General features: G+C 51.2%; 22 protein-coding genes and 1 riboswitch. Of the genes, 13 read left to right on the plus strand and 9 right to left on the minus strand.

The features are described from left to right. Positions 1-37: 37 nt before the first annotated feature. Positions 38-152, minus strand: a riboswitch (THF riboswitch). A gap of 268 nt (positions 153-420) precedes the next feature. The 7 genes from hrcA (at position 421) to T488_RS0115990 (ending at position 6,688) form a co-directional block, all read left to right on the plus strand. Further along, positions 421-1,467 carry a heat-inducible transcriptional repressor HrcA gene (hrcA, locus tag T488_RS0115960; protein ID WP_028521679.1) on the plus strand — a complete coding sequence of 349 codons (1,047 nt, stop codon included), beginning with the start codon at positions 421-423 and terminating at the stop codon, positions 1,465-1,467. A gap of 16 nt (positions 1,468-1,483) precedes the next feature. After that, entirely contained in the window at positions 1,484-2,059 is a 576-nt protein-coding gene (gene grpE / locus T488_RS0115965; RefSeq protein ID WP_028521680.1) for a nucleotide exchange factor GrpE, read from the plus strand. A gap of 167 nt (positions 2,060-2,226) precedes the next feature. Beyond that, positions 2,227-4,089 carry a molecular chaperone DnaK gene (dnaK, locus tag T488_RS0115970; protein WP_028521681.1) on the plus strand — a complete coding sequence of 621 codons (1,863 nt, stop codon included), beginning with the start codon at positions 2,227-2,229 and terminating at the stop codon, positions 4,087-4,089. A 2-nt stretch (positions 4,090-4,091) separates the two neighbouring features. Further along, entirely contained in the window at positions 4,092-4,250 is a 159-nt protein-coding gene (locus T488_RS19735) for a hypothetical protein (protein WP_155267241.1), read from the plus strand. Between the two features lie 334 nt (positions 4,251-4,584). Further along, entirely contained in the window at positions 4,585-5,733 is a 1,149-nt protein-coding gene (gene dnaJ / locus T488_RS0115980; protein ID WP_028521682.1) for a molecular chaperone DnaJ, read from the plus strand. A gap of 64 nt (positions 5,734-5,797) precedes the next feature. Next, positions 5,798-6,202, plus strand: a complete 405-nt coding sequence (locus T488_RS0115985) for a DUF6483 family protein (protein ID WP_028521683.1) — start codon at positions 5,798-5,800, stop codon at positions 6,200-6,202. A gap of 51 nt (positions 6,203-6,253) precedes the next feature. Further along, the gene (locus T488_RS0115990; protein WP_028521684.1) at positions 6,254-6,688 is read left to right on the plus strand and encodes a hypothetical protein; all 435 of its coding nucleotides are present in this window, start codon (positions 6,254-6,256) and stop codon (positions 6,686-6,688) included. Positions 6,689-6,936: 248 nt separating this feature from the next. Here T488_RS0115990 and T488_RS19065 read toward each other — a convergent pair whose 3' ends face one another. From T488_RS19065 to T488_RS18350, 9 genes are all read right to left on the minus strand, one after another. After that, a complete protein-coding gene (locus tag T488_RS19065) occupies positions 6,937-7,959 on the minus strand; it encodes a DUF805 domain-containing protein (RefSeq protein ID WP_028521685.1) in 1,023 nt (340 codons plus the stop codon). A 102-nt stretch (positions 7,960-8,061) separates the two neighbouring features. After that, positions 8,062-8,295 carry a KH domain-containing protein gene (locus tag T488_RS0116000; protein WP_019679907.1) on the minus strand — a complete coding sequence of 78 codons (234 nt, stop codon included), beginning with the start codon at positions 8,293-8,295 and terminating at the stop codon, positions 8,062-8,064. A gap of 73 nt (positions 8,296-8,368) precedes the next feature. Next, a complete protein-coding gene (gene rpsP, locus T488_RS0116005) occupies positions 8,369-8,611 on the minus strand; it encodes a 30S ribosomal protein S16 (protein WP_019679906.1) in 243 nt (80 codons plus the stop codon). A 75-nt stretch (positions 8,612-8,686) separates the two neighbouring features. Beyond that, on the minus strand, positions 8,687-10,069 hold the full coding sequence (ffh, locus tag T488_RS0116010; RefSeq protein WP_028521686.1) for a signal recognition particle protein: 1,383 nt from the start codon (positions 10,067-10,069) through the stop codon (positions 8,687-8,689). A gap of 17 nt (positions 10,070-10,086) precedes the next feature. Then, entirely contained in the window at positions 10,087-10,422 is a 336-nt protein-coding gene (gene ylxM, locus T488_RS0116015; RefSeq protein ID WP_028521687.1) for a YlxM family DNA-binding protein, read from the minus strand. A 155-nt stretch (positions 10,423-10,577) separates the two neighbouring features. Continuing rightward, positions 10,578-11,228, minus strand: coding sequence for a hypothetical protein (locus tag T488_RS0116020; RefSeq protein WP_028521688.1), 651 nt, complete (start codon positions 11,226-11,228; stop codon positions 10,578-10,580). 25 nt (positions 11,229-11,253) lie between these two features. Beyond that, positions 11,254-12,117, minus strand: coding sequence for a phosphatidylserine decarboxylase (locus tag T488_RS0116025; protein WP_037298594.1), 864 nt, complete (start codon positions 12,115-12,117; stop codon positions 11,254-11,256). 33 nt (positions 12,118-12,150) lie between these two features. Continuing rightward, positions 12,151-13,380, minus strand: coding sequence for a 2-hydroxyacyl-CoA dehydratase (locus T488_RS0116030; RefSeq protein ID WP_028521690.1), 1,230 nt, complete (start codon positions 13,378-13,380; stop codon positions 12,151-12,153). Between the two features lie 37 nt (positions 13,381-13,417). Further along, positions 13,418-16,387: an acyl-CoA dehydratase activase gene (locus T488_RS18350; protein ID WP_051536526.1), complete on the minus strand. Its 2,970-nt coding sequence runs from the start codon at positions 16,385-16,387 to the stop codon at positions 13,418-13,420. A gap of 269 nt (positions 16,388-16,656) precedes the next feature. Between T488_RS18350 and T488_RS0116040 the strand changes: the two genes are divergently transcribed. From T488_RS0116040 to T488_RS0116070, 6 genes are all read left to right on the plus strand, one after another. Continuing rightward, a complete protein-coding gene (locus T488_RS0116040; RefSeq protein ID WP_242838371.1) occupies positions 16,657-17,163 on the plus strand; it encodes an RNA polymerase sigma factor in 507 nt (168 codons plus the stop codon). Positions 17,164-17,429: 266 nt separating this feature from the next. Continuing rightward, positions 17,430-18,170 carry a zf-HC2 domain-containing protein gene (locus T488_RS19070; protein WP_051536527.1) on the plus strand — a complete coding sequence of 247 codons (741 nt, stop codon included), beginning with the start codon at positions 17,430-17,432 and terminating at the stop codon, positions 18,168-18,170. A gap of 180 nt (positions 18,171-18,350) precedes the next feature. Beyond that, positions 18,351-19,160 carry a peptidylprolyl isomerase gene (locus tag T488_RS0116050; RefSeq protein ID WP_028521692.1) on the plus strand — a complete coding sequence of 270 codons (810 nt, stop codon included), beginning with the start codon at positions 18,351-18,353 and terminating at the stop codon, positions 19,158-19,160. Positions 19,161-19,333: 173 nt separating this feature from the next. Beyond that, positions 19,334-20,836 (plus strand): peptidylprolyl isomerase, encoded by a 1,503-nt coding sequence (locus T488_RS19075; RefSeq protein ID WP_051536528.1) that lies wholly within the window; start codon positions 19,334-19,336, stop codon positions 20,834-20,836. 114 nt (positions 20,837-20,950) lie between these two features. After that, positions 20,951-22,255: a UDP-N-acetylglucosamine 1-carboxyvinyltransferase gene (locus T488_RS18370; RefSeq protein WP_037298597.1), complete on the plus strand. Its 1,305-nt coding sequence runs from the start codon at positions 20,951-20,953 to the stop codon at positions 22,253-22,255. A 105-nt stretch (positions 22,256-22,360) separates the two neighbouring features. After that, positions 22,361-23,704 (plus strand): MATE family efflux transporter, encoded by a 1,344-nt coding sequence (locus T488_RS0116070; protein ID WP_028521693.1) that lies wholly within the window; start codon positions 22,361-22,363, stop codon positions 23,702-23,704. Positions 23,705-24,216 lie beyond the last annotated feature (512 nt).

Here is a 24,216-nt window from a genome sequence, read left to right on the forward strand (position 1 = left end):
CAAGAAAAGAAGGTTCTGTTTCTTTTTAGTTGTCCTATGAAGCGGGATGCAAAATGTGAACCGTAAGCCTGAGCTTTTCGTTTGACCGACAACTCCCCGTTCGGTCAACACTGGAATACCTTGTGGTATAACGAACACATTTTTACTCTTCAAATGATTTTTTGCAGTGCCTTTACTGCACTATTATTATACGATGAAAAAACGCCTTTGTCAATAGGCTGAAGCACGAAAACACGGCTTGTTTCGCTATTTGTCAAAATGCTCTAAATGATAGTCAGCCCACGGTTAATTTAGGTAAAAAAGCCGAAAATGAATAAAACCCTTGACAAAACCTCACAATAGTGATAAATTATAGTTAGCACTCAGAGAGTTAGAGTGCTAACGAGGTCAGTAGACAGATCGATAAAGGGAGGGAGTATCGTGGACGAAAGAAAACTGAAGATACTCGCTGCCGTGGTTGACGAATATGTCAGGACGGGCGAACCCGTCGGCTCGAAATCGATCTCGAAGCTGGAAAATATCAATGTTTCCTCTGCTACTATCCGAAACGATATGGCGGCTCTCGAACAGCTGGGATACCTTGAACAGCCCCACACCTCGGCAGGACGCGTTCCTACCTTCAAGGGCTATCGCCTCTACATTGATGAGCTAATGACTCCTCACGACATTCCCGAGGAGGAAAAGAAAATGATTGATGATATGCTGGGCGATAAGGATACCCCCGAGGAGCTCCTTGTGCAGAACGCCGCTACGGCTCTCACGGAGATCACCCACTGCGCCGCAGTGGTAACAAATGCTGTTCCGAGATTTTCGGTCATATCCAAGGTGGAAGTTATCCCCACGGGAAAGCGTCTTTACGTTATCCTGCTCATAACCTCCAGCGGAAACATCAAGAACAAGGCTTGCAGACTCGAATTCGACCTCAGCCATGAACAGCTCGATTTCTTTACACATTATATAGAGGAAAATCTCAGCGGAGTCTCTGTAGATGAGCTCTCCGAGGAGATGATGGACAAAATGGTTGCCGCAGTAAGCGCCTACATGGTATCGCTTTCACCCCTTGTAAAGGGCATATGCGAGCTCTCCGAGGACCTTCGTCAGCAGGAGCTGACAGTCAGCGGAAGTGAAAAGCTCCTGTCCTGCGATGAGCTGGACAAAATGGAGGTCGTCAAGTTCATAGAACACAAGGACGGTCTCTCGGAGCTCCTTGAAAACGCATTCAGCGGCATACAGGTGAAGTTCGGTGCGGAGAACGACAGCTTCGCTATCGGAAATTCAAGCCTTATCGTCTCCAAGTACCGCAAGGACGGCAAGGAGGCGGGCTCTCTGGGAGTCATAGGTCCCATGAGAGTAGATTACAAAAAGATCATTCCATACGTCGAATACCTGACGCAGAGGATCTCCTCGCTGATGGACAGCGGCGATGATGACATCATAAACGCTCCCGACAATAAGCAGGAGCCGTAGAAAGGAGCAATGACCGATGGAAAAAAATGAGAATATCTCAGAGGAGCTGGAAGAGCAGGAAGAGCTCGGAGGCGATACCGCAGAGGCTCCCGAGGAAGAAAATACAGAAGAGCTTGAAGAAGCCGACGCTGCCAGCGAGTACAACGATTCCGCCGCACAGTTCGCGGATATGGAGGACGCACTGGCAGAGGCTAACGACAAGTACCTGAGGCTCTTTGCTGAGTACGACAACTACCGCAAGAGAACAGCCAAGGAAAAGACAGAGACCTATCAGAACGCTTCCGTAAAATGCGTGGAGAAGCTCCTCCCCGTACTGGACAGCTTCGAGAGATCTCTTGAGGCAGAGTGTACCGACGAGAACTTCAAGAATGGCATGAGCATGATATACAACCAGCTCACAGCCTTCCTGACACAGATGAACGTGACAGAAATAGAGGCTCTCGGCGCGGAATTCGACCCCAATGTACACAACGCTATCCAGCAGCAGGACGGCACCGACTATGCAAGCAATCATGTCTGTGCAGTCTTCCAGAAGGGCTATATGCTCGGCGACAAGCTGGTACGCCCCGCTATGGTGGCAGTGGCAGTGTAGCGCGGAGCTCTAAATAATTCATAATTATTTGAATTTACGCATTATGCATTGCAGCCAATTGGATTCCGGCTGCAAGTAAAAAATACTTTTTATAAGTGATAAAAATAAGCCGATCACACCCATAATTCAATTATGAATTATGCATTATAAATTAGGAGGAATTTATTATGAGTAAAATTATTGGTATCGATCTTGGTACAACTAACTCTTGCGTAGCAGTTATGGAGGGCGGTAACGCTGTAGTTATCCCCAACAGCGAAGGCGCAAGAACAACTCCTTCCGTTGTCGCTTTCACAAACAACGGCGAGCGTCTCGTAGGCCAGGTGGCTAAGAGACAGGCTATCACAAACCACGACAGAACAGTTTCTTCTATCAAGAGACACATGGGTTCTGATTATAAAGTAAGCATCGACGGCAAGAACTACACTCCTCAGGAGATCTCAGCTATGATCCTTCAGAAGCTGAAGGCTGATGCAGAGGCTTACCTGGGCGAGCCCGTAACAGAGGCTGTTATCACAGTTCCTGCTTACTTCACAGACTCACAGAGACAGGCTACTAAGGACGCAGGTCAGATCGCAGGTCTTACCGTTAAGCGTATCATCAACGAGCCTACAGCCGCAGCTCTCTCCTACGGTATCGACAAGGAAGAGGAGCAGACCGTTATGGTTTACGACCTGGGCGGCGGTACATTCGATGTTTCCATCATCGAAATGGGCGAGGACGTTCAGCAGGTACTTGCTACAGCAGGTAACAACCGTCTCGGCGGCGACGACTTCGACCAGCGTATCATCAACTGGATCGTTGAGGAATTCAAGAAGACTGAGGGCATCGACCTTTCACAGGACAAGATGGCTGCACAGAGACTCAAGGACGCAGCTGAAAAGTCCAAGATCGAGCTTTCTTCCACAACAACTTCAAACATCAATATCCCCTTCATCACTGTTGATGCAACAGGCACTCCAAAGCACCTTGACCTTACTCTTACACAGGCTAAGTTCAACGAGCTCACAGCTGACCTGGTAGAGGCTACTATGGGACCTGTAAGACAGGCTCTCAGCGACAGCGGTCTCAACATCTCAGAGATCAACAAGGTCCTCATGGTGGGCGGTTCTTCAAGAATACCCGCTGTTCAGGAAGCTGTAAAGAAGCTTATCGGCAAGGAGCCCTTCAAGGGCATCAACCCTGATGAGTGCGTAGCTCTCGGTGCTGCATATCAGGGCGGCGTTCTCGGCGGCGACGTCAAGAACGGACTCCTCCTCCTCGATGTAACGCCCCTTTCACTGGGTATCGAGACAGCAGGCGGCGTATGCACAAGAATGATCGAGAGAAATACAACTATCCCTACAAAGAAGTCACAGGTATTCTCAACCTACGCAGACAATCAGCCTGCTGTTGACATCAACGTACTTCAGGGTGAGCGTGAGTTCGCACGCGACAACAAGCAGCTGGGTACATTCCGTCTCGACGGTATCGCTCCCGCTCCCAGAGGAATCCCCCAGATCGAAGTAACATTCGATATCGACCAGAACGGTATCGTTCACGTATCCGCTAAGGACCTGGGCACAGGCAAGGAGCAGAACATCTCTATCACAGCTTCCACAAATATGTCCAAGGAGGACATCGACAAGGCTGTAAAGGAAGCCGAGCAGTATGCTGCTGAGGATAAGAAGCGCCGTGAGGCAGTTGACAACAAGAACGAGGCTGAGAACCTGGTATTCCAGTGCGAGAAGGCTCTCACAGACTTCGGCGACAAGGTATCAGCTGACGAGAAGTCAAACATCGAGACTAAGTGCTCAGCCCTCAAGTCTGCGATCGCTGCTGACAACGCTGACGAGATCAAGAACCTGAAGGAAGACCTCCAGAAGGCATTCTATGACCTCTCCGCAAAGATCTACCAGCAGGCAGCTCCCAACGGCGGTGCTCAGGGCATTGATCCTTCACAGTTCGCTAACATGGGCGGTGCTGCTGATGCAGGTGCTCAGGGCGGCAACGACGACGGAGTAGTTGACGCAGACTTCACAGAAGTTTGATCATGGAACACAATAAATGGCTGAAAAAGCTCGTTATAATAATCATTCTGTGTGCCATAGCCTTTATAGGTCTGAAGCTGTTCAATGAATTTGCTAAAGACGACCTGGGCGATTATGACGGCGGCAGAGGAGAGTATGTAGACGAGATAGAAAACGGCTGATTTTTAGGGCGGAATTCCTTCCGCCCTAAAGGTGTATTTACAGGCGCGGCAAAATATTACCGTTATGATAGTATTATGACGCGAAAAGGCAGCGGAGGCTCTCCGCCCGCCCTAAAGGTGTATATAAGAATATGCCGTGAAAAGGCAGCGGAGGTTCTCCGCCCGCCCTAAGATGTATATATAAACGAATTAGATCCGTATTCCTGTTTGTAGGGGCTGGCGTCCCCGACAGCCCATGTTATATGGATCAGTAATGATTCCGGAACGGGACGTCGAGGACGCCGTCCCCTACAAAAACTTTCCGCCGGACAGCGGAAGAACGGAGAAAAGATATATGGCAGAAAAAAGAGATTATTACGAGGTCCTCGGTCTCCAGAAGGGGGCTTCCGAGGACGAGATAAAAAAAGCCTTTCGTAAAAAGGCAAGAGAGAACCACCCCGACCTCCACCCCGATGATCCCTCTTATGTTGAGAAGTTCCAGGAGATAAACGAGGCTCATGAGGTGCTTTCAGACCCCGAAAAGCGTGCAAGATACGACCAGTTCGGCCACGCAGGCGTTGACCCCAGCTACGGCGGCGGCGCTGAAGGCATGGGCGGCTTCGGCGGCTTTGCCGATATGGACGATATTCTCGGCAGCATCTTCGGCGGCTTCGGCTTCGGCGGCGGCTCAAAGCGTTCAAATGCCAACGCTCCCAGAAGAGGCTCGGACATTCAGGAGACCGTCACCATCAACTTCATGGACGCCTGCAGAGGCAAGAAGTACGACCTGAGAGTCAATCGTATGTGCGTCTGCGACTCCTGTAAGGGCTCGGGCGCAGAGGCAGGCTCAACACCCGATATCTGTCCCGACTGTCAGGGCAGAGGCTCGGTAAAGACCACACAGCGCACTCCCTTCGGCGCTATATCATCATCAAAGCCATGTCCTCACTGCGGAGGCAAGGGTAAGATAATCAAGAACCCTTGCTCAAAGTGCCGCGGCGTTGGCAGAGTGAGAGTGCAGAAGACCGTTTCCATCGACATTCCCGCAGGTATTGACGACGGACAGACACTGCGTATCGGCGGTCAGGGCGACTGCGGTATCAACGGCGGTCCCAACGGCGACCTTCTCGTGGGTATCAACGTAAAGTCCCACCCCATTTTCAAGCGCGAGGGCTACGACATACACTGTGATATACCCGTTACTTATATGGAAGCCGTCCTCGGCGCGGAGATAACCGTACCCACCATTGACGGCGATGTGAAGTACACAATCGGCGAAGGCACCCAGACAGGCACTATCTTCCGCCTCAAGGGCAAGGGAGTACAGAGGCTCCACCGCACAGACCGCGGAAACCAGTATGTAAAGATATACGTTGAGGTGCCCAAGAACCTTTCCAAGAAGCAGAAGGACCTGCTGAAGCAGTTCGAGGCTTCGCTCACGGAAAAGAACTACGCAAAGCGCCAGAGCTTCTTTGAGAAGCTCCGCTCAAAGCTGGATCTTTGATAAATAACACAGACCTGCTGCATATAGTTGCAGGTCTGTTTTTATACCGAAAGGAGGCAGGACTATGTATGAACAGGATTATATAATGCGCCAGATAAAGGAAATAACCGCAGTTATGGCAAAGGTGCTGCTGGACGCAAAGGTGGATCAGTCCTTTGCTATGCTTCAGGAAGTGAACAACCAGAAGGCATACACCCTCATAGAAAAGCTGAGAAACGGCGAGATCAAGGAAGCTGTTGAGGAAGTGGACAGGCTTACGGACGATAATACCAAGGAAAATCTGATGATAGGTCTTGCCTTTTACGATGAGCTCAGCGACACCAGTGACGCAGCTCTTATCGCCGCAGGCTACAGCTGGGTCAAGGCAAGGGAAGCCTTTGAGAGATTTGCCGAGAAGTACGGTATGCAGCAGATGACGAACCTCTACTTCGGCGACGGAAACGACGGCGGCGACGATGACGACGAATAAGTATAAAACCTCCCTTTGCGGGCATAATAGCTGCAAAGGGAGGTGTTTTTTATGATAGAACAGGACACGATAAGACTTCTCAGGGAGTGCGATGCAGGCGTAAAGATGGGCATATCCTCCATAGGCGATGTGCTGGGATATGTAAGCAGTCCCGGGCTTAAAAAGCTGCTTCAGGACAGCTCTGAGGAGCATGACAGGCTGAAGGCTGACCTACAGGGACTTCTCGGGGAGTATAATGACGAGGGCAAGGAGCCTGCTGCAATTGCAAAGGGTATGTCATGGCTCAAATCCAATGTTAAGCTCACCGTTGACGGCTCCGACAGCACCGTTGCCGACCTTATGGTGGACGGCTGCAACATGGGAGTAAAGTCCCTGAGCCGTTATCTCAATGAGTACAAGGCAGCCGATGAGCGCTCCAAGGACATGGCAAAGCGTATAATCAGCGCCGAGGAGCGGCTTTCCGCAGAAATGCGCCCATTCCTGTAAGAATAAATCATAATTCAGCGCGTATGCGCTAAGTTGATAGTTGAAAGTTGAGAGTTGAGAGTTAATGTGTTCGCTTCGCTCACAATATTTAAATATTGTCGCCGCAGGCGACTCCACAACTTTCAACTATCAACTCTAAACTCTAAACTCAAATCATATAAAAAATAATGCCCCGAAGCAATTTGAAACGCTTCGGGGCATAACTTATATACGTGTTTCCGCCCTTTCCTCAGGGCTGAGCTTTCGGCTTAAAATCTCATTTTGGGCATTGCAGGGTATCCCCACTTGTTGGCACCCTCGCTGGGACGGCACAGGAAAATGAGCATTATTATCGCATATGCCAACAGGAACAGGAATGTTGCACAGAATACTGCGCCAACAGCGTCTAAACTGCCAGAAGCGCCTGATGCGATCATAAATCCGCCGCCTCCTATGGCGATAAGGGCGCTACCTAATACCCACCAGCCTGATTTGCCGATGTCATGGAGCCTTCTTACCTGTGCAGAAAGATTTGGCAGGAAGAACACAGCTGTCTCAGCAAAGCTGATGATCCTTGTTATCCATATTCCATCTGTGCCCATTGCCATATTAATGATAGATGTAAGCGTACTTACGCATATTCCCACGATGAAGACGAACAGGTAGCCGAACCAGTATTCGCTTCGTGTGGAGCGTCCTCTGAAGTTCACATAATTTTTGAAAAAGAGCTTGATAGCCTCGCCGAAGCCTACATATCTGGGACTTCCGTCCGACTGATTGTAGAATGAGGGATCAAGTCCGTAGATAGGAGCACCGTAAGGCTGGCCGTAGCCGCCCTGCTGTCCGTAGCCATTGGGCTGACCGTAGCCGCCCTGCTGTCCGTAGTTATTGGGCTGACCGTAGCCGCCCTGCTGTCCGTAGTTGTTGGGCTGACCATAACTGCCCTGCTGTCCGTAGTTGTTGGGCTGACCGTAGCCGCCCTGCTGTCCGTAGTTGTTGGACTGACCGTAGCCGCCCTGCTGTCCGTAGTTGTTGGGCTGACCGTAGCCGCCCTGCTGTCCATAGTTGTTGGGCTGACCGTAACCGCCCTGCTGTCCGTAATTGTCAGGCTGACCGCCGCCAGCAGGCTGGCTGCCTGCGGCAGGCTGCTCAGATGCTGTTGTGTCAACAGGTGCCTTTGAAGCCGCAAAGAGATCGTCCATTGCCCCCGACGCATCCTCCAGCATAGCTCCGCAGTTTTCGCAGTATCTGTCGCCTAACTTGTTTTCATAGTTACAGTATTTGCATTTCATGGTAAAAAACCCCCTTATTCATGATGATAATATTCTATCAGAAAAAATGCTGTTTGTCAATATATATACAAACAAAAAAGCTCCCTGTCGGGGAGCTTCTGCTTATTCGATCGTAACAGAGACCTTCTGGTCCTTCTTTGCTGCACCTGCGCGCATGATAGTACGGAGGGCCTTTGCGATCCTGCCCTGCTTACCGATAACTCTGCCCATATCGTCGGGAGCAACGTTAAGGTGGAATACGATAACGCCCTCTTCGTCGGGCTCGTCCTCGGTGATATTTATAGCGGACTTATCTTCTACGAGGCCTGCTGCGATAGCATAAAGTAAATCTTTCATTAGTATAACCTCCGATAAGCTTGCGGACAGAGGCAGAGACCATTACGCCTCTCCTCCTCCATTAAGCTTCAGCTCAAAGAACTCCCTCTTTCTTGAGGATAGCCTTTACTGTGTCAGTAGGCTGTGCGCCCTTAGCGATCCAGTCCTTAGCCTTATCTGCGTCGATCTTGACAACAGAGGGCTCCTTAGTAGGATCATAGTAACCGATCTCCTCAACGAAACGACCGTCTCTGGGGTATCTTGAATCAGCTACGACTACACGATAGAAAGGAGCCTTCTTAGCGCCCATTCTTCTCAGTCTGATCTTTACTGCCATTTGAATTCACCTCCGTGTAAAAAGTATATATTCCATGCGGCGGGAGACGTCGCATTGAAAGCTGTGTCAGTCTTTTCAGAAGGGCAGGTTTCCGCCGCCCTTGCCTGTGTACTTGTCGAAGTTCATGCCTGCAAGGTTCTTTCTTGCCTTACGCAGGCTCATCTTTCCGGACTTGCCTGTGAACTTCTTCATCATGGTCTGCATCTGGTCGAACTGCTTGAGGAGGCGGTTAACGTCCTCGACCTTTGTGCCCGAACCGTTTGCGATACGCTTCTTGCGTGAAGGATTGATGATAGAGGGCTTGGCTCTTTCAGCCTTGGTCATAGAGGTTATCATAGCCTCTATCCTGCCCAGCTGGCTCTCGTCTATATCGGCGTCCTTTATCTTGTCGCCCACGCCGGGGAGCATACCGAGTATCGACTTCATTGAGCCCATGCGCTTGATCTGCTTCATCTGGTCCAGGAGGTCGTCCATATCGAACTTGTTCTCCTTGAACTTCTTGGTGAGCTTTTCAGCGTCCTTCTGGGACATGACGTTCTCGGCTTTTTCTATGAGTGTGAGCACATCGCCCATACCGAGGATACGGGAAGCCATTCTCTCGGGGTGGAACTGCTCGAAATCGTCCAGCTTTTCGCCCATACCAACGAACTTGATGGGCTTACCTGTTACGGAGAGTACGGACAGAGCCGCACCGCCTCTGGTATCGGAGTCAAGCTTTGACATAAGAACGCCTGTGATACCAACGGCATCGTCGAATGCCTTGGCGACATTTACTGCGTCCTGACCTGTCATAGCGTCAACTACCAGCATTATCTCGTCAGGGTTTGTCTCCTTCTTGATATTGACCAGCTCGTCCATGAGAGCCTCGTCGATGTGGAGACGTCCTGCGGTATCTATGATGAGTATGTCGTGACCGTAGTCCTTGGCGTAGGCAAGAGCCTTCTTGGCGATGACAACGGGGTCTGTCTGACCCATCTCAAACACCTTTACGTCAGCCTTTCCGCCCACGACCTGTAACTGGTTGATAGCGGCAGGACGGTAGATGTCACAGGCAGCCAGCAGGGGACGGTGTCCCTCCTTCTTGAGGAGCTTAGCCAGCTTTGCAGCGTGGGTGGTCTTACCTGAACCCTGAAGTCCGCACATCATGATGACCGTAGGCGGCTTTGAAGCCATATTTATACGGGCGTTGCTGTTACCCATAAGGGAGACCAGCTCTTCGTTAACTATCTTTATTACCTGCTGAGCGGGAGTCAGGCTTGCCAGCACTTCCTCGCCCACAGCTCTTTCTGTTACGCTCTTTACAAAGTCCTTTACGACCTTGTAGCTTACGTCGGCTTCAAGCAGCGCAAGTCTTACCTCACGCATAGCCTCCTTTACGTCGGACTCAGTGAGCTTACCTCTTGATTTGAGCTTTTTGAAGACGTTATTGAGTTTTTCGGAAAGTCCCTCGAATGCCATGCCGAACCTCCTTTATATTACAGCAGCTCCGCGCCCTTAGCGGTCTCGGAGAGTATGGTATTTCTTATATTCCCGTCAGTGATCTGCTCTGCGGCAGCTTCGATATTGCCGAAGCACTCCCGCATCCTGCCCAGTCTTTCCGCGAAGCCCAGCTTTTCCTCATAGTTGAGGAGTATATCCTCGGTGCGCTTGATAATGCTGCGCACAGCCTGTCTGGTGATATTCATGGGCTGACCTATCTCCGCAAGGGAGAGGTCGTCGCAGTAATACATCTCCATGATACTGCGCTGGTGGTCTGTGAGCAGGTCGCCGTAGCAGTCAAGGAGCATTACGAATTTCAGTTCTTTAGCCATTTCCGGGCACCTCTTTTGGGTGTAATGCAAAATCACTTTACACATTATACTACATCTGTCCTTTTTTGTCAAGCGGCTTGCTGAAATTTCCTCCACATTCGGGATATTGCCGAAAAAAAGCGTCCCCTATGGACGCTTTTTGTATACTGTCTTGGTCAGGTGGTCTCTGCGGGCAGGTTTTTATCGGACATATCCGAGTAGGTTATGCTGACCATATCCACTATATCCTCCTCATTGAAGGATACCACGATGGAATGACCGCGCAGGATGCCCTGCTCGTCCTCGCCCAGCATGATACCGTAGCGGTAGGTGCAGGTATAGGGCTTTTCCAGCTTGTGCTTCTCGTCGGGAAGGCCTATGAGCCTCTCAACGTCCGCAACTGTGGACACAAGGGGAGTTATGCCATAAATATCGCTGTCAGCGGTCTTTACGGAGATACTGTACATTACGCTCTCCTTCTCATGACCCGTGTAGCAGTTCTCCAGCATTACGGTACCCATTTCCGTACCGTTGTAGTAAAGGGAAGCCATGCCCTTTCCCTCATCAAGTCCGTAATCCTTCCTGTCGTAGAACTTGAACGACCAGTCCTTTTTCAGCTTGGTAAGGTACTGGGGAAGGTCGAAGTGCTGACCCTTGATATTGATATTGCTTCGCACCGCGTCAACGTCGAAGGTACCCTCGGGAACCGTATAGGGCTCCACAATGGGAGGTATCTCCAGATGGGGCACCGATATATCGTCTTTGTCGGTGCAGCCTGCGAATACTGCTGTCAGCAGGCAGGCAAGCACAAGAATGGTCTTTTTCATGTTATTCTCCTCTTCGAGACTGCGCTCAGCGGCAGCCTGTTCCTATCTTTTCGCCGTATTTCACAACGGTCTCTATGCCCTCCGCGGAATTGCGGAGTATATCTTCATCGGGGCAGACAGTGTCCTTGCCGAAGAGCATTACTATGGTAGAGCCGCCGAACTCGAATTTGCCCTTTTCCTCGCCGCGGCAGAAGGCACCCTCGCCCTGGTGGTTGACGATACGTCCCACCATCATGGCGCCCACCTCCACCTGTACCACATCGCCGAAGTTGTTGGTGTGGAGCACGGTGTACTCGCGGCTGTTGCGCTTGTAGATGTTATACCGCTCAAGAGCTATGGGATTTACCGTGTGGAGTTCTCCCGCTATGAAGGTATTGTCGGTCTTTGTGCCGTCATCTATGTAGCAGTAGCGGTGGTAATCGTCCACCTCAAGGCGGAATATCATGCAGTAGCCTCCGCAGAAGCGGTTTGCAAGAAATTCGTTCTTCAGCAGGTCGCTGACTCTGTAGCGTGAGCCCTTTATGCGGAATATGCTCTTCCTGCTTATCTTATGCACCGTCAGCTTTGAGTCACAGGGGCTTATAAGGTGGTCCGGAGCATAGTCTATGGGGCGCTTTTCGGGCTTTACCACGCGGGTAAAGAAGTCGTTATAGGAGCGGAAGCGGTACATCACATACTGTGAGGTGTCGATGCCGCTGCGCTTTATGAAGGGCTTTATGAGCAGTGCAGATGCCCTTGAGTCCATGAATTTTCCTGCGATACAGGACACCAAAGGAGCGGTCAGCGTTTTCAGCAGCACCCTTCCGAGGACGCTTCCGTAGAGCTTTTTCAGCAGCTTGTTCTGGTTTTCATTGGTAACTATTATTTCGCCTGTTCTTGTCTTTATCATGGTGAAGCTTCTCCCCTCAGCCTTCACATTGGCTTAAAGCCTTGCGTTGGCAAGCATGAGCTTGATACGGTTTTCCTGGTTTACTCTTGTGGCGCCGGGGTCATAGTCGATAGCGACTATATTGGCGTTGGGATTGTCCTGCTTGATGGCTCTGGACATACCCTTTGCCACGATATGATTGGGCAGACAGCCGAAGGGCTGTGTGCAGATGATATTCTCGACTCCCGACTTTGCCAGTGCAGCCATTTCCGCTGGAATGAGCCAGCCCTCTCCCATGACTACGCCCTGATTGATGTACTTGTCGGCAAGCTTTCTCAGGTGCTCGAAATCGTGGAGAGGCTCAAAGCTTCCCTGCTCCTTCATGACCTTGATGAGCTCTTTCTGTTTGGCGTAGATAAGGTCATAGCCTATCTTGTTGAAGATGGACTGCTTGGTGGTGTGGTCGTATATCTTAGCGTCGTTGAAGGTACCTGCGGCGCAGTACATGACAAACTCCAGAAGTGAGGGCACAACGGGCTCGCAGCCCTCGGAAATAAGGAAATCCTCAAGGTGGTTGTTTGCAAGGGGAGAATACTTTACATATATCTCTCCCACTATGCCCACTCTTATCTTCTTCTCACTGCTGAGAGGAATGGAAGCGAAATCGTCAAGTATATCCCTGTATACCTTCTTTGTCCTAAGGAACATCCTGCTGCCCTTCAGGAAGATATTGCACAGTCTCCTGTGCCATTTGTCCAGCATTTTCTTCGACTCGCCCTTGTTAATCTCATAGGCTCTGCACTTGTTGTAGCAGGTCATGAGCAGGTCGCCGTAAAGCACGGCGTACAACATTTTAAGGAACATGGGCGCGGTTATCCTGAAAGCGCTGTCCTTTTCCAGTCCGCTGAAATTCAGGGATACAACGGGTATCTGGGGATAGTTCTTTGCAACAGCCTTTCTCAGCAGGTGGATATAGTTTGAAGCTCGGCAGCCGCCTCCCGTCTGTGTGATGAGGAGGGCGGTCTTGTCGGGGTCATACTTTCCGCTTTTGAGAGCGTCCATGAACTGTCCTATGACCAGGAGCGCAGGGTAGCAGGCGTCATTGTGGACGTTTTTCAGTCCCTCATCGACTACTGCACGGGAATCGTTCCTCAGCAGCTCCAGCTTATAGCCCTTGGCTTCAAATATGGAAATGAGCATCTTGAAGTGTATGGGCAGCATATCGGGTACGAGGATAGTGTGGGTCTTTATCATATCCTCGGTAAACTTTGCATATTCAGGCATAATGACCTCCGTATCATTGCTTCATAGCCTGTGCAGCTCAGACGGGCTGCACCCGTGGCTTTCTGGCAGGCTTCTGCTCTGCCTGCTCCATGGCGGCAACAAGGCTCCTGAGTCTTATCCTTGCAGCGCCAAGATTGTTTATCTCGTCTATTTTAAGCTGTGTGTACAGCTTTCCGCGGCTCTCCAGTATATTTCTCACCTCGTCGCCCGTAACGGCATCAATGCCGCAGCCGAAGGATACCAGCTGTATGAGCTGCATATCTGGCTGTGTGGTGACGTATTTGGCGGCACGATAGAGCCTTGAATGGTAGGTCCACTGGTTGAGTACCCCCAGCTTTGGAGTGCTGACAAGTCCCGCGATGCTGTCCTCGGTGATGACAGCCATGCCCAGACTGGAGACAAGCTTATGTATGCCGTGGTTTATCTCCTTGTCGATGTGATAGGGACGGCCTGCGATAACGATTATCTTTCTTCCCTCGGCTCTTGCCTGAGTGATTATCTCCATAGCCTTTTTCGTTACCGAATTATGGTAGGTCTGGAGCGCCTCGTAAGCCTTGTCCACAGCGTCGGGTATCCTGCCCTTGACGTTGTATCGGCTGAGAGCCTGTCCCAGCACCTTTATGACGTTCTTCCTGATATTCAGGTCGAGGTAGGGGTGGATAAAGTTCTCCTTGTTGAGCCTTGGATTGTTCGCCATGAGCAGCTCGGGATAATAGGCGACTACGGGACAGTTGAAGTGGTTGTCGCTGCCGCCCTCGTCCAGATTGTAGCTCATGCAGGGGTAGAAAATGAAGTCCACGCCCTTGTCCAGCAGGTTCTCGATGTGTCCGTGAGTAAGCTTTGCAGGGTAGCACACCGTATCCGATGGGATGGTATGCTGTCCCAGATAGTACATATCACGGGAGCTCTCGTCGGAGACCACTGTCCTGAAGCCCAGTGTGGTGAACAGCATATGCCAGAAAGGCAGCTGCTCATAGAAGCCGAGTGCGAGGGGAAGTCCCACAGTGCCGCGGAAGCGTCTGGGCTGGTGGGTCTTGACGGTGTTGAGAATGCTGTCGTATTTGAACTCATAGAGATTGGGAACAGTGTTCCTGTTGGCTGCTCCGCCGCCCTTTTCGCAGCGGTTGCCGGAGATAAAGCGGCGTCCCTTGCCGAAGCTGATGATGTTCAGCTGGCAGTGAGCGGTACAGCCGCCGCAGTTTGCAGAGCGTGAAGTGTAGGTGAAGTTCTCCAGCTCCTCTGCGGAGATGAGCTTTGAAGCTTCCTCACCTGCTCTCTCCTTAGCATAGAGGGCACAGCCGAAGGCTCCCATGAGTCCCGAGATAGCGGGACGGATAACGTTCCTGCCCAGCTCCTTCTCGAATGAGCGGAGCACCGCGTCATTGAGGAAGGTTCCGCCCTGAACGACGATATTCTTTCCCAGATCGTCGGGCGAATTGGCACGGATCACCTTATAAATGGCATTCTTGATTATGGAGGAGGAAAGACCTGCGGAGATGTCCTCCACGGTGGCGCCGTCCTTCTGCGCCTGTTTTACGGAGCTGTTCATGAATACGGTACAGCGCGAGCCCAGATCAACGGGGTGCTCCGCAAAGAGTCCCAGCTGTGAGAACTCGGCTATATCATAGCCCAGCGCCATTGCGAATGTCTGTATGAAAGAGCCGCAGCCCGAGGAGCAAGCCTCGTTGAGCATTATGCTGTCGATGCTCTTGTTCTTTATCTTGAAGCACTTGATGTCCTGTCCGCCGATGTCGATGATGAAGTCAACGTCGGGGCAGAAGTAAGCCGCCGCCTTGAAGTGCGCCACGGTCTCGACTATGCCGTGATCAACGGAAAGACCTGCCTTTATGAGGTCCTCGCCGTAGCCCGTTACAGCGGAGCCCTTAATGGTGATACCGGGGTTCATCTCGCTGTAAATGCGCTTTACCTGGTCGGCTATCTTGTCAAGGGGCTGACCCAGATTTGAGGAGTAGTGGTGGTAGAGTATACGTCCGTCCTCTGTGATGAGCACCAGCTTGGTGGTGGTGGAGCCTGCGTCGATACCCAGGTAGGCGTCTCCCTTGTAGGTGCGTATATCCGCATAGCCCAGGTCGAACTTTTTGTGACGGTTTATAAACTCGTCATACTCGGCATGGGAGCGGAAAAGGGGCTCGCCCGTAACTATGGCGTCGGAAGCCTTTGCGGTGCGTATCTTCTCGATTATATCGCTTATATGGAACGCCTTCTCGGCAGTAGCCGCGTAGATAGCGCAGCCGTAAGCCACGAAAACAGGAGCCTCGGGCGGGAACACAGCGTGCTCCTCGTCAAGTCCGAGAGTCCTTACGAAAGCCTTTTTGAGTCCGCGGAGGAAGAATAAAGGACCGCCGAGGAAAAGCACCTTTCCCTCGATGGAGCGTCCCTGGGCAAGTCCCGAAACAGTCTGGTCAACGACCGCCTGAAAGATACTTGCGGCAACGTCCTCACGTCTTGCGCCCTGATTGAGCAGGGGCTGTATATCCGACTTGGCAAAAACTCCGCAGCGTGAAGCTATGGGGTATATCTTCTGTGCGTGAAGGGACAGCTCGTCCAGCTGGTCTGCGGAAACGCCCAGCAGTGTAGCCATCTGGTCGATGAATGCGCCCGTACCGCCTGCACAGGTGCCGTTCATACGCTGTTCAACGCCGCCTGTCAGGAATATTATCTTAGCGTCCTCGCCGCCCAGCTCTATAACAGCGTCAGCGTCGGGCTGCTTCTGCTTTACTGCGAGAAAAGCCGCATGGACCTCCTGCACGAAGGGAATATCCGCAGAATTTGCCAGTCCAAGACCTGCCGAGCCTGTGATACACACAGTGAACTCCTCGTCGGGATAGTCCGCCTGTATGATCTTCAGCTGGTCAGTCACCGTCTCCTTTACCTTGGAGAGATGGCGCTGATACTTGGAATACAGGATATTTCCGTCGCTGTCGGTTATGACAGTCTTTACCGTGGTGGAGCCCACGTCAATGCCGAGAGAATACTTATTTGCCATTATGCACCTCAGAAGAAGTTATTGTCGGACGGACGATCCGTCCAAATCGTTCATTTCGCTATTCTTTCATTATAACACAATCTTTATATAAAAGTAAAGAGGTAAAATTTCTGCATTGCAGATAGGCGGGACAGGTTGCTGTATTTCGCAAAAAATGATATAATAACGTATATTTGGTACATTTCAGTATAGCACGTTAATTCCGCAATGTCAATTTGAAAATTTTTCGGAAAAAGCTGTAACGAATAGGCTTTTTCCGCAACTAATAAGTGAACGTTCAGAAGGGAGGTGTCGGCGTGTCGGGAGAAATGGAGCAATATTACAGGGAAAACGGCAGGAAGGTCTTTCTGTACCTCATGACTCTCTGCGGCGATGCCGACACCGCCGAGGAGCTCACTCAGGAGACCTTTTACCGCGCCATAAAGTCACTGAAGAAATACAAGGGCGAGAGCTCCGTGTACACATGGCTGTGCAGTATCGCCCGCAACGCATGGCTGGAGGAGCTCCGCAAGCGCACAAAGCACAAGGGCGAGGAGATAAGCGAGCTTGCGGAGGACACGGCTCCCCGTCCCGACGAGGCTGCGGAGAGCGCCGACGGACGGCTGAGGCTGCTGAAGAAGATTCACTCCCTGCCCGAGACGGAAAAGGAGCTGATACTGCTCCGCGCCTCACAGGAGCTGAGCTTCCGCGAGATAGGGGAGATATTCGGCAAGTCCGAGAACTGGGCGCGTGTGACCTATTACCGCGCCAAGCAGAAATTAGCCCGCGGCGATTGATGCGGGAACTACCGCAAACAGCCAACTGTAGGGTAGGGCGCCCCCGCCCTCCCGAAGCAAGCACATCACCATGAACGGGAGCCCGAAGCGGAATAACCGCCTGTAGGGGCTGATATTATCCGCCCGACAAGTTGAGAGTTGAAAGCAGATAGTTGAGAGTTGCGGTATCGCCTTTCGGCGATAGTATTCAGATCTGTCTGCGTAAGCAGACACAATAACTCTGCACTCTCAACTCTAAACTCTCAATTAAAAAAGGAGTTGATATTATGAAATGCAGTATAATCAGAGACCTTCTGCCGCTGTACTGCGACAAGCTGACCTCAGAGGACAGCAACGAGGAAATAGAAAAGCACCTCCGCGAATGTGAGGAGTGCAATAATATCTACGAGAGCATGAACAACAAGGAAGATGAAATAAAAGCCGACCGGAAGGACATAAAGCCGCTGAAAAAGATAAAAAAGCGCATTACCCTCAGGGTCATAGCCGCCATTTTCGGCACACTTGCAGTGCTGTCCGCAGTTTTTGTGTTCGTTTTTGTGGGAGTTATACCAATAAGCTCGGATAAGCTGCATTATACCGTGACCGAAGCCTATGAGATCAAGACCTATGAATTGAAAACAGGACCAAACGCCGACGGCGAATACTTTACGGAATACCGCGATGAAAACATGGATAATTTTTACCCTATTCCTGAGGGCGTAGAAGTTAAAAACAAAAAATATCTGCAGATAAACTTTACTGTAGACCACAAGTATGTAATGTCCCGTTCTTCCATGGATTTTGATGACCTTTTGCTCGAAGACGGCATACATCATGACAGGATTATACATGACCACAAAAGGCTGTATCATGTTTCTAAGCTTCCATTTGACAATAGGGGCGAAGGCTCAAATGTGATACATGAACGATACGCTGTAAAAGAAGGCGATACTCTCACTATCCACTGCCGTGACAAGGACATAGAATTAGACCTCTGGCAGCTCTACCTCGACAATGTTGAAAAATAACGCATACGGACGGTGAAAGCCGTCCGTCTTCTTTTTCCCTGTTTTTCGGGCGGCGGAGCGCCTCCCCTGCGGTATGCGACAGGCGTTTGCTGCGTTTTTCAACTTTCAACTTACCAAATGTTGACAAACCGGGACTCTTTATGTATAATAATAGCAGTATGAAACGGAAAGGATAATTTCATGTTCAAACGCAACCATGTCGTAAGACTTATACTCATATTCACCCTCATTATGGGAGTTTCCTCCCTCGCTGTCATGATAGGCGGAATGATGAGGGCACGAAACAACAACTACATCACCATAGACCCCGAGACTATGAAGCTGATACAGCTTGATCCCCCGAAGGAGGGCGATCCCATAGCTATCGTGGACACAACCCTCGGCGAGGTAAGGTTCAGGCTCTTCCCCGAGCAGTCCCCCAACGCCGTGGCGAACTTCACAGAGCTGGCAAACTCGGGCTACTATGACGGCACCTACGTTTTCCACGCAGAGAGCGGAGTATATTCCGCGGCAGGCGCTCCCAACAAGGACGGCTCCGCCAAGGACAACTCCCACGAGCTGGTGGAAAGAGAGCTCAGTCAGGACCTCTGGCCCTTCAAGGGCGCTGTCCTCGCCATGAACACCACCGTAAAGCAGACCTTCAAGGAGAAGATACTGGGCGGCGGTACCTACTACAACGGAAGCCGCTTCATCATGCTGAATACCGTCACCTATGATGACGAATTCAAGGAGGAGCTGAAGAACTCCTCCGAGAGCGAAGCCCTTGCGGACGCCTTTATCGAAAACGGCGGTGTTCCCAACTTCTCACAGCAGATGACCGTTATCGGTCAGATATACAGCGGCATGGACGTTGCGGAAAAGCTGGCTCAGCTTGAGACCAATGAAATGGGCGTATATAAGTTCCCCAAGGAGGATATTCTCATAAATTCCGTGACCATAAGCACTTTTTCTCCGGAAGATGAAATAACCGACGGCGAGAAAAAAGACTGATATTTCGTTGATTTCAGCGATAAAAGCTGTCCTTTGAGGGAAAAGCTTTGTATCCTGACTACAAAATTATCAGGAAACTATTTACAAATCAAATTTTTTGATGTATAATATATAAGTTGAAGTATAATTACTCATAATGATCACAGGATGATTTTTTCCGAGGAGTGATATTTATGCTCAGAAAATTCCTGGCAGGTCTTTTCTGTTTCATGATCGCGGCTTCTGCCGCTACATCATGCAGCAAGCAGAGCGGAGGCTCTGAGAGCACAGCGGAAACTACCACTGCTGCAACAACTCAGCCTCAGACAGAAGCTGAGACTACTCAGCCCCCAACTGCTGAAAATGTTGAAATCGCAAACTTCACTGCCCCAGAAAAGGGCGATACCATAATCACCATGAATATCAGGGATTACGGAACGGTAAAGTTCAGGCTCTTCCCCGAATATGCGGACAAGGGCGTGGAAAACTTCGTGGAGCTGGCTAAAAAGGGCTACTACGACGGTCTTACCTTCCACAGGATAATCAAGGATTTCATGATACAGGGCGGAGATCCTCTCGGCAACGGCACCGGCGGCGAAAGCTTCTGGGGCGGAAAGTTCGACGGAGGCACCGATCCCCACCTTATCCACGCGGCAGGCGCTCTCGCCTATGCCAACAGCGGCGGAACTTCCACGGACGGAAGCCAGTTCTACGTGGTAACAGGCACCACCTACAGCGACGAGGACTTCGATGCCCTCGCTCAGCAGGGCTACGTCTTTTCCGATAACGCCAAGGAGATATACAGGAAGACAGGCGGCGCACCCTGGCTGGACGGCGGCTATACCGTTTTCGGACAGGTCATCGACGGCCTCGATGTTATCTTCAAGATACAGAATGTACAGGTAAATCCCGAAAGCAGCCTCCCCTATAAGGACGTTGTAATGGAGTCAGTCACCGTTGACGAATATAACGGCGAGGATATTCACTGGTACATCGACGAATACGAATCCTTCGACCCCGAGGAGATAAAACAGGCTTCGGGCAGGGAAAACGTAGACATCAAGAACTTCACAGCCCCCAAAGAGGGCGAAACCATAGTCAGCATGAAGCTGAAGGGATACGATCATGAAGTAAAGATCAAGCTCTTCCCCGAGTACACCGAAAAGGGCGTCGAGAACTTCATCACACTGGCAGAACAGGGCTACTATGACGGGCTCACGTTCCACAGAGTAATGAAGGATATGCTCATTGAGGGCGGCGACCCCAACGGCGACGGTACCGGCGGTGAATCCATATTCGACAAGGGCTATGAGGATACTACCGATCCCCACCTTATCCACGCGGCAGGCGCTGTCGCATATTCCAATGAGGGCTCTACCAATACCAACGGAAGCCGCTTCTTCATCGTCACAGGCGAAAAGCTCACTCAGGAGGAGGCTGAACAGCTTGAATCCTACGGCTATGCCTTCACCGACAGTGAAAAGGAGATCTACACCGAGAAGGGCGGTCTGCCCTGGTTCGACGGAAGCTATACCATCTTCGGACAGGTCTTCGACGGCCTCGATGTTGTCTTCGATATTCAGAATACAGCAGTCGATGAGTATTACAAGCCCCAGAAGGACGTTGTCATCGAAAAGATGACTGTTACTAAGTACAGCGGGGAAGAAGTCCGCTGGGATATTTCCGATTATAAATGATGATCTTTAAGCAAATGCTTAATAATTTATATGTTCGGCGTCTTATGCCGAGGAACAAAAGAAAGAAATTCGGGAGCAGATAAAAACACCCCGAAAAATAAGGAGAGAAAATATTTGGATAAGTTTGTTATAAAAGGCGGAAGACGCCTTGAAGGTGAAGTTGCCATAAGCGGTGCAAAGAATGCGGCTGTTGCTATACTGCCCGCAGTCATCCTTTCGGACGGGCCCTGTGTTATCGAAAACGTTCCCGATATCAGCGATGTAAGGATCTGTATCCGTATCCTCAAGGAAATGGGTGCTGAAGTAACAAACATAGGCAAGGACGCCTACAGGATCGATCCCACAACTATCAATAAATTCTGCGTTCCCTACGAGTACGCAAGGAAAATGCGTGCCTCCTACTATTTCCTGGGAGCGCTCCTCGGCAAGTTCAATAAGGCAAGAGTTTCGATGCCCGGCGGATGTCCCCTGGGAGACCGCCCCATCGACCAGCACCTGAAGGCTTTCACAGCCCTGGGCGCTAAGTATACCCTCAGCCAGGGTATGATCGACCTTACCGCAGATAAGCTCTCGGGCAACCAGATCTTCTTTGATGTGGTCACCGTCGGCGCTACTATGAACGCTATGCTGGCTGCCGTAAAGGCAGAGGGTCTGACTGTCATAGAGAATGCGGCTAAGGAGCCACATATCGTTGACCTTGCCAACTGCCTCAACTCCATGGGCGCCAACATCATGGGCGCAGGTACAGACGTTATCAAGATCAGAGGCGTCGAGCACCTCCACGGTACTACCTACGCTGTTATCCCCGACCAGATCGAGGCGGGTACATTCATGGTGGCTGTCGCCGCCACAAAGGGCGATGTTCTCATCAAGAACGTTATCCCCAAGCACCTGGAGTCCATAACAAAGAAGCTTGAGAAGATAGGCGTCAACATAGAACAGTTCGACGACAGCATAAGAGTATGGGTAGACGGTCCTCTGGTAAAGACCAACGTAAAGACCGCTCCTCACCCCGGCTTCCCCACAGATATGCAGTCTCAGATAGCTACCCTCCTCTGTCTCGCAGAGGGAACCAGCATCATCACCGAGAATATCTGGGAGCAGCGCTTCCGCTACGTTGACGAGCTGAGAAGAATGGGCGCCGACATCACCGTAAACGGCAAGGTTGCCCTTATTGAGGGCACAGGCAAGCTCATGGGAGCTCCCGTAAAGGCGTGTGACCTGAGAGCAGGTGCTGCACTTATCATTGCAGGACTGGCTGCAAGCGGCGTTACCGAGATCGAGGACATCTACCACATCGAGCGCGGCTACGACTGTATGGAGGGCAAGCTCCGTGCACTGGGCGCCGACATCGAGAAGGTCAGCGTTCCAGACAAGGCTGAAGATACAAAGCCCGACAACGAGAAGGCTGCTGTTTAATAAAGATCACGGCTGCTGCACAACTGTGCGGCAGCTTTTTCATCTGTCTGAATGGGAGCACGCTCTGCGCGCCCCCTGTTTTTATGACCTCACATAAGGAGATTTATGAAGGATAATAAAGGATTATACAAAAAACTTTTCACCATAGTGGCGCCTATCGCCTTCCAGTACATGATGTCGTCACTGGTCTCGGCGTCGGACGCCTTTATGCTGGGCTTCCTCGACCAGGACTCACTGTCCGCCTCGTCTCTGGCAGGACAGATAGCCTTCGTGTACAGCCTGTTCTTCGGAGCATTCGTGCCAGGCTGCGGAGTCCTCGCCGCTCAGTACTGGGGCAAAAAGGATCAGCGCACCGTTGAGGAGGTCCTCGCCATAACCATGCGCTATTCACTTATAATAGGCGCATTTTTCTCTCTGGCAGCCGCTCTTCTTCCGCGGCAGATAATGCACATCTTCACCTCCGACAGCCACCTCATACGCCTTGGAGCCGTCTATCTGCGCACCGTTGCCGCTTCCTACCTGTTGGCAGGCTTCTCACAGGCTTACTTCGGCATTATGAAGGTCTGTGACCGGGCGGGACTAAGCTCCCTCATCGGAAGCCTTGCGGTGGTACTGAATATAGCCCTCAACGGCTGTCTCATCTTCGGTGTGGGTCTCTTCCCCGAAATGGGTATCGCAGGAGCCGCCCTCGCCACTGTCATCACCCGCGGCTTTGAATGCGTATTCATACTCTTTGTCATCGCCATGAAGAAATGTCCGCCCCTGCGGCTGAGACTCATGCTCCGCTCGGAAACTCCCCTTCTCCATAGGGACTATATCCGCTATACAATGCCGCTGCTGCTAAATCAGCTGGGCTGGGGCGGCGGCGTCACCATGTACTCGGTCATCATGGGACACCTTGGTTCGGACGCAACTGCCGCAAACTCCATAGCAGGCATAGTCCGCAGCATAATCGCCAGCCTTTGCTGGGGAATAGCCTCGGGCGTGGGCATCATCATCGGCGGTATGCTGGGCAGAGACGAGAAGGAGGAAGCCAAAAAGGCAGGCGGCAGCTTCGTGCGCTTCTCGATCTGGATAGGCGCCGCTTCGGGAGTTGTCATACTTGCTCTGACTCCCCTGCTCATGCAGTTCATCACCCTGGCTCCGAAGGCACAGTTTTATCTGAAGTATATGCTGTTCATGGCAGCTTATTATATCATCGGAAACTCCCTCAACTCCACCATAATCTCGGGAATATTCCCCGCAGGCGGCGACACCAGGTTCGGCATGATATGCGATATCGTGACCCTGTGGTGCGTGGTAGTCCCCATGGGAATGGCAGCCGCCTTCCTGCTGAAGCTCCCTGTGCTTGCGGTGGCGTTCATACTCACCCTTGACGAGTTCGTGAAGATACCTGCGGTATACAGGCACTACATGAAGTACAAGTGGGTCAGCAATATCACACGGTAATATCGTGCGCTGCTAAGATAAATCATAATTTATCGTAATACCTTGCGGCAACTATGAATGGGATTCCAAAGGGACTGTGTCCCTTTGGCAGAGTCCAGAGGCAGCGCCTCTGGCGGGGGTCAAGGGGCAGAGCCCCTTATTACGTCAGGCGCCTCGCAAGGGGTGACTCCAAAAACAGTCCGGTGGACTGTTTTTGGAGAGGGGACGCCTTGTAAGAGAAGGCGTCCCCTGGTTGAGCGGATGATAGTCGCCACTATAATACGAATTTTGTGGGACGTCGAGTGACTCCCTACGGTGTAGGGAGATGTCAGCGAAGCTGACAGAGGGTACGTGCAGCTGTTAGCTGCGCCGTCCCCTACAAATGTAAATTATGATTTATCTCAGTTATCCGTATGCGCCGGATTTTGACATCTGCTCACTCTTGCTGTATAATATTATGGCGGACTGAAATTTTTTTCAGAAAAATGAAACCTTTTCCGCCGCAGGTGTGTATTATGAGTGTAAAGGTCCTG

The sequence above is a fragment of the Ruminococcus flavefaciens ND2009 genome, assembly GCF_000621785.1.
Taxonomy (GTDB): Bacteria; Bacillota; Clostridia; order Oscillospirales; family Ruminococcaceae; genus Ruminococcus; species Ruminococcus flavefaciens_C.